Genomic DNA, 14,772 nt, shown 5'->3' on the forward strand with positions numbered 1-14,772 from the left:
TGATGTGTTATCAGTAAATAAATAGAATAAAGCAATCAAGAACCTCCTAACTAGGAGGTTCTTTTAATGAATTATTTTTTAAAATTCTAATGATAATTCAGAAAGGACAATTATTAGAAGAAGTATATTTTATTAATATGTATAATTTCATGAAATGTGGAAACAATCCCTTCTAGATAGACTAGGAGGGATTTTATGTGGAATAGAAGACGTAAAAGAAAAAGGAAAATTCTTTTATCATGTATAGTTTTGTTTTCAATAGCATTTTTATATGGATACAAAGACAGAGAACTTAATACTACTGAAGAAAATAGTCCTACTCAATGGGGAAATAATATTTTAGAACCATCAAAAGAGCAAGAAAAACAAGTAGTGAAAAAAAATGATGAAAAACCCCAAAAGATTCCTATTGTAGAAAGTGAAAACAAACTTACAAAACAAACTCAAATTGTATTTAATACATATTATGAAAAGACTAGAGATACAATGACAAAGAAAAGTAGTTTACCTAAGGAATGCATAGGAAAAAGTTTTGAAGAGGTTCAAAATTATTTACAAGAAAAATATACAGACTGGGAAATAAGACAATGTAATGAAGATATGGTAGAATTATATAAAACAACAAATATAGTACCACCTAATTATTATATTGTAAAAGAATATAATGGATATATAGGTGTATATCAAGTAAATGAAAGTGGAGAAAATATTTTATTAGAGCAAACTGAGATTCCTATGTCTTCTTTAAGTAATATGGATTTACAATATATGAAAGAAGGAATCGTCAAAAAAAGCAAAGAAGAAATCAATCAAATTTTAGAAGATTATAGTAGCTAAAATGTACTCTTTTGAGTACATTTTTGTTTGTGTATGATACAATATAAAAGATCGAATATTTGTTTGTACAAGGGAGAGAAGTTTATGATCATATTAGGGATTGATCCAGGAATTGCGATTGTAGGGTATGGTGTTATAGAATATAAAGGAAATCATATAAAAACTTTAGGTTATGGGGCTATTATAACACACGCTAATGAAGAGATGCCTCAAAGACTCAAAAAAGTTTATGATGATTTAGAGATTTTGTTAGATCGATTTAAACCAGATGTAGTAGCTATAGAAGAGCTGTTTTTCAATAAAAATGTTAAAACTGCTTTAATGGTTGGACATGCTCGAGGGGTATTAATCTTAGGAGCTGCCAATAGAGGTATAGATATTTATGAGTATACACCGCTACAAGTCAAGCAAGGTGTTGTAGGGTATGGAAGGGCAGATAAAAAGCAAGTACAACAAATGACTAAGACTCTTCTTAATCTACCCCAAATACCAAAGCCTGATGATGTAGCAGATGCATTAGCTGTAGCTATTTGTCATGCTCATTCAGGAGCATTTAAAGGGTTGTTTAAAATTAGATAATGGGGGATAGTTTATGCTAGAATACATAAAGGGAGACCTTATAGAAATAAAAGAAGAATATATTATAGTAGATCATAATGATATAGGCTATAAAATCTATACAACTTCTTCATCTATAGTGAATTTTAAAGAGATTCATAAAAAAATAATAGTATATACACAACTTATAGTAAGAGAAGATGATATGAGTATTTTTGGATTTTCAACGAAAGATGAGTTGAAAATTTTTAGGCTTTTAACTACTGTAAATGGAATAGGACCAAAGGTAGCATTAGGGATACTATCTTCTATTCCTTATAAAAGTTTGGTAGGAGTTATTATTTCAGAGGATCTCAATACTTTAATAAAAGCACAAGGAGTAGGAAAAAAAACAGGACAAAGAATCATATTGGAGTTAAAAGACAAAGTAGATCATGATATGGCAATTTTTGAGTCTAATTTGCTTCAGGTTCAAATGAATAAATCAGATGATACACAAGAAGCCCTAGATGCATTGATAATTTTAGGATATACAAAAGCAGAAGCAAATAAAGCTATAGACGTTGTTAAAGATTCCTCTAAAAGTGTAGAGATGATGATTAAAAATGCACTAAAGATATTATCAAGATAGATAAAAGGGGGTGGAAATATGATTCAAGATATGGATGAAGGAAGAATTATTACTACAGCACCTAGAGTAGAGGATTATGAAGTGGAAAACAGCTTAAGGCCTAGAAAACTAGATGATTATATGGGACAAGATAAGGTCAAAGAAAAGCTTAAAATTTTTATAGATGCTGCAATGATGAGAGATGAATCTTTAGATCATGTGCTTTTATATGGGCCTCCTGGTCTTGGAAAAACTACCTTATCAAATATTATTGCCAATGAGTTAGGGGTAAATATTAGAGTGACTTCAGGGCCTGCTATAGAAAGACCTGGTGATTTGGCAGCTATTCTTACCAACTTAGCAGAAAATGATGTATTGTTTATTGATGAAATACATAGGCTTAATAGAACTGTAGAAGAAATACTTTATCCTGCTATGGAAGACTATGCATTAGATATTATTATTGGAAAAGGACCAAGTGCAAGGTCTATTCGATTAGATTTATCAAGATTTACATTAATAGGTGCTACTACAAGGGCAGGTCTTTTAACCTCTCCTCTTAGAGATCGATTTGGAGTTATATGTAAGCTTGAGCTTTATGAGATAGAAGATCTAACAAATATTGTAATTCGATCAGCAGCTATATTAGGAATAGAAATAGAACAAAAAGCTGCTATAGAGATTGCAAAAAGATCGAGAGGAACACCTCGTATTGCAAATAGATTATTAAAGAGAGTGAGAGATTTTGCACAAGTAAAGGGAGATGGACTTATTACATTAAAAATTGCAAAAGATGGTTTGGCTCTTTTAGAAATAGATGAATTAGGATTAGATCAAGTAGATCGAAATATAATGTTTACAATTATACAAAAATTCAATGGAGGTCCGGTAGGATTAGATACTTTATCAGCTTCAACTGGAGAAGAAAGAAATACTATTGAGGATGTATATGAACCGTATCTTCTTCAATTAGGGTTTATGCAAAGAACTCCTAAGGGAAGAACAATTACAAGCTTAGGGTATAAACATTTGGGTATTTCTAAAGAAGGATAAAGATAGAAGGTAATTAACCGATACATAAAAATAGATTTGTACTTATATAAAAAAAGGAATTTCTCTAGTTTTGTCGAATTTTAAAAAAAAACAATAATCAAGGGGAGAAATTTATGAAAAATTTTTACAAAGTAATAATGATTACAATATTGACCGTATCTTTTGCTTTTACTACTTTAGGGTCTGCTAATGTCTACCCCTCTTCTAATGATGTGAAAATAGGAATCCTATATGGAAGAAATTGCCCGAATCAAGTAAAATTATCTGCTTCTAATGATATAGAGCTAGGATATTTTATGGGAAATGAATTTAGAATTGTAATGGATTTTTTTGAAAGAGAAATAATTGTAAAAAAAGATAATGAAAATTCTATTTATATTCAAATTGGACAAGGATTTTTAAGCAATAATGAAGCTTATACTTTTCAAAATCAAATTTCTTCATCCATAAACAATACTTTCATAGCCTATAAAAATGGAGTAAATATTTGGGTAGGACCTTATGAAAATTTTGCAGATGCACAAGTTTCATTAGAAAATATAAAATCAATTTTACCAGAATATAATGTTACGATGATTCCCCAAGTAGCAAGAGGCATTCAAGTTATCAATCAAAGAGGCAAGATTTTATTTGTATATGATAGCTTAGATGGAGAATATCATTTTAGAGAAAGTTTGCAAAAGGATACACAAGGAATCATGCAAGTAGATGGAAAAAAATATAGAGGTAGTATCATGATTAAAAGATATCCAGATAGTGATTTTACAGTGATTAATCAATTGGGACTAGAAGAATATCTATATGGTGTTTTGCCAAGAGAAATTTCAGGAGATTGGCCTATAGAAGCACAAAAAGCTCAAGCAGTTGCTGCAAGAAGTTATACCCTTGTCAATATGAATAAACATAAAGCGCATGGATTCGATTTATGTTCTAGTACAGATTGTCAAGTGTATGGAGGATACAGTAGTGAAAAACCAAGAAGCAATCAAGCAGTAGATCAAACTAGAGGAAAAGTAATGACATATGAGGGAAAAGCTGTTACAGCCCTTTATCATTCCAATAGTGGAGGACATACAGAAGACAGTGAGAATATATGGTCAAATCCAATAGGATATTTAAGAGGAGTAGACGACCCTTATTCTATAGGAGCACCAAATTCTGATTGGACCATTGTTTATACAAAGAAGCAAATAGAAGATATTTTAATGACTCAAAATATATATGTAGGAAATATACAAAATACAACTATAGTAGAACGCTCTAAAAATGGAAGAGTTTTAAAGCTTTTGATTAAAGGATCAAATGGAGAAAAAATTTTACAAAAAGATGAGATTCGAAAGGTATTTGGTTATAATAATATTAAGAGTACGTGGTTTGATATAATAGGAAATGATTTAAATAATAGTAATGATGGAGATGATTTATTTGTAAATTCTGATAAAAATTTGATACAAAAGCCCAAGAATTCTGCTTTGTATATTAGAAGTGGAGAAGAAATTAAAATAGCGAATGAAAAAACTTATATAACTAATGGAGAAAAAATAAAGGCACTATATGAAACTACATCTAATTATTCTTCTTTAGATACTTATACTGTTTCTGGAAAAGGTTGGGGACATGGACTTGGAATGAGTCAATGGGGAGCTAAAAAAATGGCAGAGCAAGGGTTTTCTTATGAACAAATATTAAAGCACTATTATACAGGAATCCATATAGACTAAGGAGTTTTAAAAATGAAAACAAGTGATTTTAATTTTAATTTGCCAGAGGAGTTAATTGCACAAACTCCTCTGAAAAATAGAGATGAATCTAAGCTAATGATTTTAGATAAAAAAAATCAACAAATCAATCATGGAGTATTTAAAGATGTAATAGATTATTTAAATCCTGGAGATTGCTTAGTTTTAAATGATACAAGAGTACTTCCTGCAAGACTTTTTGGAATCAAAGAAAATACAGGAGCAAAGGTAGAATTTTTACTTTTAAAAAGAACAGATGAAGATTCATGGGAGACTTTGGTAAAACCTGGGAAAAGAGCAAGAGTTGGAGATACTATTTCTTTTGGAGATGGAATATTAAAGGCTCGTATTGTAGATATGGGAGAAGAAGGCTCACGCATCGTAAAGTTTGAATATAAAGGAATTTTTGAACAAATTCTAGATCAATTAGGAACTATGCCCCTTCCTCCTTATATAAGGGAGACTTTAAAAGATCAAAATAGATATCAAACTGTTTATGCAAAGCATGAAGGATCAGCAGCAGCACCTACAGCAGGACTTCATTTTACTCCTGATTTATTAGAAAAAATAAAACAAAAGGGTGTAAATATAGCCTATATTACTCTTCATGTAGGACTTGGAACTTTTAGACCTGTAAAGGTTGACGATGTATTAAACCATAAAATGCATTCAGAATTTTATATGGTAAGCAAAGAAACAGAAAAAATCATCAATGACACAAAACAAAATGGAAAAAAAGTAATAGCAGTAGGCACTACTTCTACAAGAACTTTAGAAAGTATTGGAAAGGAAAAAGGTAAGATTAAAGAAGGAAATGGATGGACAGATATTTTTATTTATCCAGGATATGAATTTAAAATGATTGATGGACTCATTACAAATTTTCATCTTCCAGAATCTACTTTAATTATGCTTGTGAGTGCATTCTGTGGAAGAGAATTTACACTTAAAGCATATGAAGAAGCGATAAAAAACAGATACAGATTCTTTAGCTTTGGAGATGCTATGCTCATTATTTAAAATAGAAGGAGAAAATATAAAAAATGGCTATTAGATATGAATTGATTAAAGAATGTAAACAAAGTGGAGCAAGGTTAGGAAGACTTCATACTCCACACGGGATAATTGAAACCCCAATCTTTATGCCTGTAGGAACTCAAGCTACAGTAAAGACTATGACACCAGAAGAATTAAAAGAAATTAATGCTCAAATTATTCTAAGTAATACCTACCACTTATATTTAAGACCTGGACATGATCTGGTAGAAAAAGCAGGAGGATTACATAAATTCATGAATTGGGATAGACCGATTCTTACAGATAGTGGAGGATTTCAAGTATTTAGTTTAGGAGATTTAAGAAAGATATCAGAAGAAGGAGTAGAGTTTCGGTCTCATTTAGATGGATCTAAGCATTTTCTTAGTCCTGAAAAAGCGATAGAGGTAGAAAATGCATTAGGAGCAGATATTATTATGGCGTTTGATGAATGTGCGCCTTATCCAGCTGACAGAGATTATGTAAAGAACTCTCTAGAAAGAACTACAAGATGGGCAAAAAGATGTAAAGAGGCTCATAAAAATCCTAATACTCAAGCTCTATTTGGAATTGTTCAAGGAGGAATGTATAAGGATTTGAGAGAGCAAAGTGTAAAAGACATTACAGAACTTGATTTTCCAGGATATGCAATAGGAGGATTAAGTGTAGGAGAGCCGAAACCTCTTATGTATGAAGTATTAGATTATACTACACCACTTCTTCCAAAAGATAAACCAAGATATTTAATGGGAGTAGGAAGCCCAGATTGTTTAATTGAAGGAGTTATAAGAGGAATTGATATGTTTGATTGTGTGTTGCCTACGCGTATTGCCAGAAATGGTACGGCTATGACATCTATTGGAAAAGTAGTGATTAAAAATGCTAAATATACGGAGGATTTTTCTCCACTAGATCCAAATTGTGATTGTTATACTTGTAGAAATTATTCAAAAGCTTATTTAAGACATCTTTTTAAAGCACAAGAAATTTTATCAGCAAGACTTGTTACTTATCATAATCTTTATTTTTTACTTAATTTAATGAAAGATGTACGACAAGCTATTATGGAAGATAGACTTTTAGATTTTAGAAAAGAATTTTTTGCAAAGTATGGATATGATTTATAAAATTTTCTAAATATAAAAGGAGTTAATACTTTTATGTAGAATACTAATGTATATCAGAAAAGGAGGCATTATAGTATGAATCCGCAGATGTATTCACCTATTTTAATGACGGTCATATTTGTTGCTATATTTTATGTGCTTATTATTAGACCGCAAAAGAAAAGAGAAAAGCAAGTTAGAGAAATGAGAGACAACTTAAAAGTGGGAGATCAAATTACAACCATAGGTGGTATATATGGTAAAATCTCAAAAATTAAAGATGACTTTATTATTATTGAAGTAGGTGCAGACAAAACGAAGCTTCAAATTGCTAGATGGGCAGTAGGAAATGTATTAAAAACTGATGATGTAGCATAAAAGAAGATGACATAGGTCATCTTCTTTTATTAGTTCTATTTTAAATTTTTATACATAAACATTCTAAAAGAATGTTTTTGGAGGTGGAAAAGGTGAAAACGGAAAGTGAAAATAGGATTGCTACCTATGTAAAATCTATAATGGTTGCGTGTATTTTTTCATTATTTGTATTTGTGATTATTGCACTACTCATTACTTATACAGATATTTCTGAATCTATTATTCCTATTCTTGCATCTATTGTTATGATACTGAGTGCTTTTACTAGTGGTATGTATGCAGGTGTAAAAATAAAAAGAAAAGGACTATTCAATGGACTTTTAGTAGGAGTTTTTTATATGATTGTGATTACTTGTATGAGTTTTTTGTTGATCAAGGATTTTAAATTTGAAATGTATGCATTTTATAAGATGATGATTGGAATCGTAGCAGGTGGAATTGGGGGAATGATTGGTGTGAATTTAAAATAAAAACTTTGACATCATAATCGATTGTGTTATAATTTAGTAGAAATTAAATTAGAGGAGGCATCAGGATGAAGCATGTGAAAACTTTAACAAAAGCAACATTAAAAGAGAGTGCAGCAAAAGGCGGATGTGGAGAGTGCCAAACTTCATGCCAATCAGCATGTAAGACTTCTTGTACAGTTGCAAATCAAGAATGTGAAAATAGATAATACATATATAAAAACAGTAATATTTTCATATTACTGTTTTTTATATGAATCAGGAAATTATGCGTTTAATAAAATGATGGATAACTTTAGAAAAAAGTTTCTATAAATTTTTTAAGCAATAAAAAGTTTAAAAAGTTTTACATTAAAGGAGGACAATCAATGATACACAAGTTTATACAAGAAGATACAAGAATTGTTTTAGATGTAAATAGTGGTGCAGTACATGTAATAGATGAAATTATATACGATGTATTAGATTACTATAAAGAAAAATCTGAAGATAAAATCATAGCTTTATTATCTGAGAAGTACAAAAAAGAAGATATAATAGAAGCAATAGATGAAATAAAGACTTTAGAATCAGAAGGGCTTTTATATGCAGAAGATGTTTATCAAAATCATCCAGCATTTTTAAATAAAAAACCTTTTATTAAGGCTTTATGCTTGCATATTGCTCATGATTGTAACATTCGCTGTAAGTATTGTTTTGCATCTCAAGGAGATTTTAAAGGTCAAAGAAGTTTAATGGGTGAAGAAGTAGGAAAGAAAGCATTAGACTTTTTAATTGAGCACTCAGGAAGTAGAAGAAATCTTGAAGTAGATTTCTTTGGAGGAGAACCTCTTATGAATTTTGAAGTGGTCAAAAAATTAGTAGAATATGGAAGAAAAAGGGAAAAAGAAACTAATAAAAGATTTAGATTTACTATAACTACAAACGGTGTATTGTTAAATGATGAAAAAATGAAATACATTAATGAAAATATGAACAATGTAGTACTTAGTATAGACGGAAGAAAAAACGTTAATGATTATATGAGATACACTGTGGATGGATCTGGAACTTATGATATTATTATTCCTAAATTTTTAAAAATGGCTAAAATGAGAAATGGAAAAGATTATTTTGTAAGAGGAACTTTTACTAAAAATAATTTAGATTTTTCTAAAGATGTACTTCACTTAGCAGATTTAGGATTTGATAGTACTTCTATAGAACCTGTAGTAACAGATCCTAAAGAAGATTATGCACTATCAGAGGAAGATTTAAAAAAGATTTATGAAGAATATGATCTTTTAGCAAAAGAATATATCAAAAGAAAAAAGGAAGGAAAGGGATTTCATTTTTTCCACTTTATGATTGATTTAAATCAAGGACCTTGTGTAGTAAAAAGATTATCAGGATGTGGAGCAGGAACTGAATATTTAGCTGTAACCCCAGAGGGAGATCTTTATCCATGTCATCAGTTTGTAGGAAACGAAGAGTTTTGTCTAGGAAGTGTAGATAATGGTATTTCAAATCAAGAAATAAGAGAAAACTTTAAACATGCTCATGTATATAGCAAGGAAAAATGCAGGGATTGTTGGGCAAAATTCTATTGTAGTGGAGGCTGTCATGCGAATGCTTATAATTTCAACCAAACTATTTACAAGCCTTATGAAATGGGATGTGAAATGGAGAAAAAAAGAATTGAGTGTGCGTTATTTATTCAAGCTAATTTATTAAAATAAGAGATCATACCATTATATCGGATACATTGATCATGATGTTTTCTAAAAAAAGTAAGCATTGACCCTTATCCATACTCAGTATATAATATTTTTATGAGCCAAAAAGGAGGAGTAGAGAATATGAAAACGAAAAATATAATGATCTTGTTATTAGTACTTGTCCTTGTTACAGTAGGAGTGTTTACAGGGATAAAAGGATTTGAAGGTGCTCATATAAAGCCTATTAGAGATAGTATGAAACTTGGACTTGACTTAAAAGGTGGAGTATTTGTAGTACTTGAAGCACAAACAAATGCTACAGGACAAGAACTTGACAAAATTATGACTCAAACAAAAGAAGTGATTGAACGAAGAGTAAATGCAATGGGCCTTACAGAGCCAAATGTAATGAGAGAAGGAAGCAATAGAATAAGAGTAGAGCTTCCAGGAGCTAAAAATGCTCAAGAAGCTGTAGAAGCAATCGGAAAAACAGCTCAGCTTCAATTTATCAATGCACAAGGTGAAATTATTTTAACAGGAAAAGAAGTAAAAAATGCAGAGGTAATATTTGACAAAGATAAAGGAAATGCTCCAGGAGTTTCATTGGAGTTTAATAAAGAAGGAGCAAAGGCTTTTCAAATCGCAACAAGAGAAGCAGCTTCTCAACCAGAAAATTCACCAGGAAGAATTATTGCAATTGTATTAGATGGACAAGCAATCTCTACACCAGGGGTACAAAATGAAATTCCAAATGGAAAAGGTTCTATTACAGGAAACTTTACAATGGAGGAAGCAGCTCAACTTGCAGCACTAATCAGAGGGGGAGCTTTGCCTGTTGAATTGATAGAAGTTCAAACTTCTGCTATAGGACCAACTCTTGGTATGGATTCATTAAACAAAAGTATTTTTGCAGCAGGAATAGGAATTGGGTTGATATTCTTATTTATGTTACTTTATTATAAGGTACCTGGATTTATTGCAAGTATTGCTTTGATTCTTTATATTTTAATTGTTTTGTGGGTATTAATAGGATTTGGTGCAGTACTTACACTTCCTGGAATTGCAGGATTGATTTTATCTGTAGGTATGGCAGTAGATGCAAATGTTATTATATTTGAAAGAATCAAAGAAGAGATTAGAAATGGTAAAAGCCTTAGAGCTTCAGTAAATTCAGGATTTTCAAAGGCATTAGGAACAATACTAGATTCTAATGTGACTACATTAATTGCAGGAATTGTACTGTATCAATTTGGATCAGGGCCTATCAAAGGATTCGCAGTAACTTTAATGGTTGGGCTAGTGGCAAGTATGTTTACAGCAGTAGTAGTAACGAAAACATTATTAAAAACAATTATTGATATGAATATTTTCAAAAATACAAAATTCTACGGGGCATAGAAAGGAAGTGTAAGAAGTGAAGATTGTTTCTAAAAAGAAGTTATGGTTTAGTCTTTCTATTGCCATTATTGTGATAGGATTAATAATGGGAATGTTTCGAGGATTCAATCTAGGAATAGATTTTACAGGCGGAACCATGATGCAAGTTTATTTAGGTAAAACAGTACCAGTAAATGAAGTAAAAGAAGTGATTGCAAAGTTTGATTTGGATGCAGAAATCCTTCATGCAGGAGATAAAAAAGAAGAGATTATTATAAAAACAAAAAAAGATTTAAATACAAATGAAAGACAAGAAGTGTTTGAATCATTAAAAGATAAATATAATTTAAAAGATAATGAGCCTAGACAAGCAGAGCAATTTGGGCCTTCTATGGGAAGTGAAATACAAAGAAAAGCATTGATTTCAATAGGAATTGCAGCTTTAGGAATGCTTATTTATATTACTTTTCGTTTTGAAGTTAAATTTGGAGTATCAGCTATTTTAGCGTTGATTCATGATATTTTAATTGTACTTTCAGTATTTGCTATCTTTAGAATTCCTCTTAATAGTTCTTTTGTAGCAGCTATGCTTACGATTGTGGGATATTCTATAAATGATACAATTGTAGTTTTTGATAGAATCAGAGAAAATATGAGATATGTAAAAAAGAAAAATTACGAAGAAGTAGTAGATATGAGTATTAATCAAACTATTACTCGTACAATTAATACGTCTTTAACTACATTGGTTATGATTGCAGTTTTATATATTTTTGGAGTAGAAGCTATTAAAACTTTTACACTTCCCTTGATTTTAGGAACTGCGGTAGGAACGTATTCTTCTATTTTTATCGCTAGTCCTATTTGGGCTACATTAAAAGAATTGGGAAATAATTAAAATGAATATAATCATATTTAAATAAGTGGCCTATTGGCCACTTATTTAAATATGTATGAAGTGAAGCAATAAAACAAATTATATTGAATAGAGACAATATATAGCATATAATAAGATGTATGCTTAAATAAAGAATATAAATTTTTTTAATTATAATCCTTATGAATAAGGGAGGAATTTTGATGGATTTAAAGGAAAAAATAAGGGTTATTGAAGATTTTCCAGAAAAAGGAATAAGCTTTAAAGATATTACTACCCTTTTGAAGGATGGAGAAGCTTTTCAATATACTATTGACCAAATGGCTCATGAAATTAAAGATAAAGAATTTGATTTTATTGTAGGGCCAGAATCAAGAGGGTTTATTGTAGGAACTCCTCTTGCTTATGCAACAAAAAAGGGTTTTATTCCAGTAAGAAAGCCAGGAAAACTTCCAGGAGAAACGGTAAAATATACATATGATCTAGAATATGGTACTGATTCACTAGAGATGCATAAGGATGCTATCAAACCAGGACAAAAGATTATTATTGTAGATGATTTACTAGCTACTGGAGGGACTTTACTTTCAACTATTAAAATGATTGAAAGTTTAGGAGGTAAAGTGGTAGGAATTGTATGTTTAATTGAATTAACTTATTTAGGTGGAAGAGAATTATTAAAAGATTATGATGTGAAATCTTTAATTCAATATAATTAGTGGTTGGATTTCCAACCACTCATTCTTTTTTGACAAAACTCTAGATTGTATACTATGATTTTTATTTTATTTGTTATATAATGTATGTAATATTTTAATCATGCGTATAATCTTATTGTTATGACGTAGTAATAGGGTGATGATATGTTAGAAAATCTACTAGCACAAATACAACAGTATAATCCAAACAGTGATATGGGCTTTATTATTAAAGCCTATAATTTTGCAGAGGCTGCTCATGAAGGACAGGTAAGAAAATCAGGAGAAAAATATTTTGTACATCCAGAGAAAGTAGCAAAAATATTAGCAGAATTAGAGATGGATGATGCAACTATTGTTGCAGGTCTTTTACATGATGTAATTGAGGATACAAAATATACCTATGAAGAAGTAAAACAAGAATTTGGTGAAGAAGTTGCTATTTTAGTGGAAGGAGTAACCAAATTAGGAAGATTTACTTATGAAACAAAAGAAGAAAGACAGGCTGAAAGTCTTAGAAAAATGTTTTTGGCTATGGCACAGGACATAAGAGTTATTATTATAAAACTAGCTGATCGTCTTCATAATATGAGAACTTTAAAATATATGAATGAAGATAAAAAAAGAGAAAAAGCAGTAGAAACATTAGAAATTTATGCACCTATTGCTCATAGACTGGGAATATCAAAGATCAAATGGGAACTTGAAGATTTATCTCTTCGATATATCGATCCAGAAGGATATTATGACTTGGTAGATAAAGTATCTAAAAAGAAAAGAGAAAGAGAAGAATATATCAATCAAGTAATCAAAGAATTAGAAGATGCATTAAAAGATGTAAAGATAAAATGTGAAATTAACGGAAGATCAAAACATTTTTACAGTATTTATAGGAAGATGGTCTATAGAAATAAGGCTTTTGAAGAGATTTTTGATTTAACAGCTATAAGGATACTTGTAGACAATGTAAAGGATTGTTATGGAGCACTAGGAATTGTACACACTATGTGGAGGCCGATTCCAGGAAGATTTAAAGACTATATTGCTATGCCTAAACCTAATATGTACCAATCGTTGCATACTACAGTGATAGGTCCAGATGGAGAACCTTTTGAAATTCAAATCAGAACTTGGGATATGCATCGCATTGCAGAATATGGTATTGCAGCTCATTGGAAGTATAAGGAAGGCAAGACAGGAGAAACTAAAGAAAATTTAGATGATAAATTAAGATGGCTTAGACAATTATTAGAATGGCAAAGAGATATGAATGATCCTAAAGAGTTTATGGAAAGTCTAAAAATTGACTTATTTACAAATGAAGTTTTTGTATTTACTCCAAAAGGAGATGTCATAGATCTTCCAGCAGGATCTACGCCTATTGACTTTGCTTATAAAATTCATTCCGCCATAGGAAATAGTTGTATTGGGGCAAAGGTAGATGGAAGAATTGTTCCTATTGATTATAAGCTGAAAAATGGAAATATTGTAGAAGTGCTTTCGTCAAAAAATAGCCATGGTCCTAGTAGAGATTGGTTAAAGTTTGTAAAAAGTACTCAAGCAAAAAATAGAATTCGTCAATGGTTTAAAAAAGAAAGAAAAGAAGAAAATATTGAAAAAGGACGAGAAATGCTTGAGAAAGAAATTAAGCGTAACAATTATGAAGTGCATGAACTTTCTAAAACCCCATGGCTTAATGATATTGTAAAAAAACTTAGATTAAATAGTATAGAAGATTTATATGCTGCCATTGGATATGGAGGAATTTTATTAGGACAAGTGATTCCAAAGTTAAAGCAGTTTTACAAAGAATCTCAAAAGGAAGAAAAAACGCTTCAAGAAACAATTCCAATACAAAATAAAACAAATAAATTTAAAAATGATAAAAAAGATACCCAAGGAATAAAAGTAAAAGGAATTGATAATATATTGGTTCGTTTTTCAAAGTGTTGCACACCGGTTCCTGGAGATGAAATTATAGGTTTTATTACAAGAGGAAGAGGAGTATCCATTCATAGAACAGATTGCGTGAATATTCTAAAAGAAAGAGAAAGCATTGATCGTTTTATAGAAGTAGAATGGGATGCAGATAGACAAAAGGCGTATGAAACAGAAATACAAATTATTGCTTCTGATCGAAAAGGCTTATTATCAGAAGTAACCAATGTTTTATCAGATATTAAACTTTCTGTTACTGCTATTAATGCAAGAACTACAAAAGAACGAGTAGTTATTGTCAATCTAACTATAGAAATTACAAATATTGAGCAATTAGATAAATTAATTAAAAAAATAAAATCTATGCAAGGCGTCTTAGATGTATATAGGGTAACATCTTAA

General features: G+C 30.4%; 15 protein-coding genes. All 15 read left to right on the forward strand.

Translation table 11 applies throughout. The features are described 5' to 3' along the window. The first annotated feature begins 195 nt into the window (after positions 1-195). The 15 genes from EK368_RS06225 to EK368_RS06290 all read left to right on the forward strand — a co-directional run bounded on the left by EK368_RS06225 (position 196) and on the right by EK368_RS06290 (position 14,772). Positions 196-837 (forward strand): hypothetical protein, encoded by a 642-nt coding sequence (locus EK368_RS06225; protein WP_129597556.1) that lies wholly within the window; start codon positions 196-198, stop codon positions 835-837. Between the two features lie 84 nt (positions 838-921). Continuing rightward, complete coding sequence (gene ruvC / locus EK368_RS06230) at positions 922-1,416, forward strand: crossover junction endodeoxyribonuclease RuvC (protein ID WP_129597558.1); 495 nt, start codon at positions 922-924, stop codon at positions 1,414-1,416. 13 nt (positions 1,417-1,429) lie between these two features. Further along, positions 1,430-2,026: a Holliday junction branch migration protein RuvA gene (gene ruvA, locus EK368_RS06235; protein WP_129597560.1), complete on the forward strand. Its 597-nt coding sequence runs from the start codon at positions 1,430-1,432 to the stop codon at positions 2,024-2,026. A 30-nt stretch (positions 2,027-2,056) separates the two neighbouring features. Beyond that, entirely contained in the window at positions 2,057-3,058 is a 1,002-nt protein-coding gene (ruvB, locus tag EK368_RS06240; protein WP_129597804.1) for a Holliday junction branch migration DNA helicase RuvB, read from the forward strand. Between the two features lie 113 nt (positions 3,059-3,171). Then, the gene (locus EK368_RS06245) at positions 3,172-4,779 is read left to right on the forward strand and encodes a SpoIID/LytB domain-containing protein (RefSeq protein WP_129597562.1); all 1,608 of its coding nucleotides are present in this window, start codon (positions 3,172-3,174) and stop codon (positions 4,777-4,779) included. A 12-nt stretch (positions 4,780-4,791) separates the two neighbouring features. Continuing rightward, positions 4,792-5,817 carry a tRNA preQ1(34) S-adenosylmethionine ribosyltransferase-isomerase QueA gene (queA, locus tag EK368_RS06250; RefSeq protein WP_129597564.1) on the forward strand — a complete coding sequence of 342 codons (1,026 nt, stop codon included), beginning with the start codon at positions 4,792-4,794 and terminating at the stop codon, positions 5,815-5,817. A 23-nt stretch (positions 5,818-5,840) separates the two neighbouring features. Next, positions 5,841-6,959 carry a tRNA guanosine(34) transglycosylase Tgt gene (gene tgt, locus EK368_RS06255; RefSeq protein WP_129597566.1) on the forward strand — a complete coding sequence of 373 codons (1,119 nt, stop codon included), beginning with the start codon at positions 5,841-5,843 and terminating at the stop codon, positions 6,957-6,959. 75 nt (positions 6,960-7,034) lie between these two features. Beyond that, positions 7,035-7,316 (forward strand): preprotein translocase subunit YajC, encoded by a 282-nt coding sequence (gene yajC, locus EK368_RS06260; protein WP_129597568.1) that lies wholly within the window; start codon positions 7,035-7,037, stop codon positions 7,314-7,316. Positions 7,317-7,408: 92 nt separating this feature from the next. Continuing rightward, positions 7,409-7,786 carry a TIGR04086 family membrane protein gene (locus EK368_RS06265; RefSeq protein WP_165000346.1) on the forward strand — a complete coding sequence of 126 codons (378 nt, stop codon included), beginning with the start codon at positions 7,409-7,411 and terminating at the stop codon, positions 7,784-7,786. A 65-nt stretch (positions 7,787-7,851) separates the two neighbouring features. Continuing rightward, the gene (gene scfA, locus EK368_RS06270; protein ID WP_165000347.1) at positions 7,852-7,992 is read left to right on the forward strand and encodes a six-cysteine ranthipeptide SCIFF; all 141 of its coding nucleotides are present in this window, start codon (positions 7,852-7,854) and stop codon (positions 7,990-7,992) included. A gap of 159 nt (positions 7,993-8,151) precedes the next feature. After that, positions 8,152-9,501, forward strand: coding sequence for a thioether cross-link-forming SCIFF peptide maturase (scfB, locus tag EK368_RS06275; RefSeq protein WP_129597574.1), 1,350 nt, complete (start codon positions 8,152-8,154; stop codon positions 9,499-9,501). 120 nt (positions 9,502-9,621) lie between these two features. Beyond that, entirely contained in the window at positions 9,622-10,878 is a 1,257-nt protein-coding gene (secD, locus tag EK368_RS15175; protein ID WP_165000348.1) for a protein translocase subunit SecD, read from the forward strand. A gap of 16 nt (positions 10,879-10,894) precedes the next feature. Next, a complete protein-coding gene (gene secF, locus EK368_RS15180; protein WP_165000349.1) occupies positions 10,895-11,755 on the forward strand; it encodes a protein translocase subunit SecF in 861 nt (286 codons plus the stop codon). 182 nt (positions 11,756-11,937) lie between these two features. After that, positions 11,938-12,453 carry an adenine phosphoribosyltransferase gene (locus tag EK368_RS06285; RefSeq protein ID WP_129597576.1) on the forward strand — a complete coding sequence of 172 codons (516 nt, stop codon included), beginning with the start codon at positions 11,938-11,940 and terminating at the stop codon, positions 12,451-12,453. A gap of 144 nt (positions 12,454-12,597) precedes the next feature. Next, positions 12,598-14,772 carry a RelA/SpoT family protein gene (locus EK368_RS06290; RefSeq protein ID WP_129597579.1) on the forward strand — a complete coding sequence of 725 codons (2,175 nt, stop codon included), beginning with the start codon at positions 12,598-12,600 and terminating at the stop codon, positions 14,770-14,772.

The organism is Anaerophilus nitritigenes (assembly GCF_004138215.1).
Classification (GTDB): Bacteria; Bacillota; Clostridia; order Peptostreptococcales; family Thermotaleaceae; genus Anaerophilus; species Anaerophilus nitritogenes.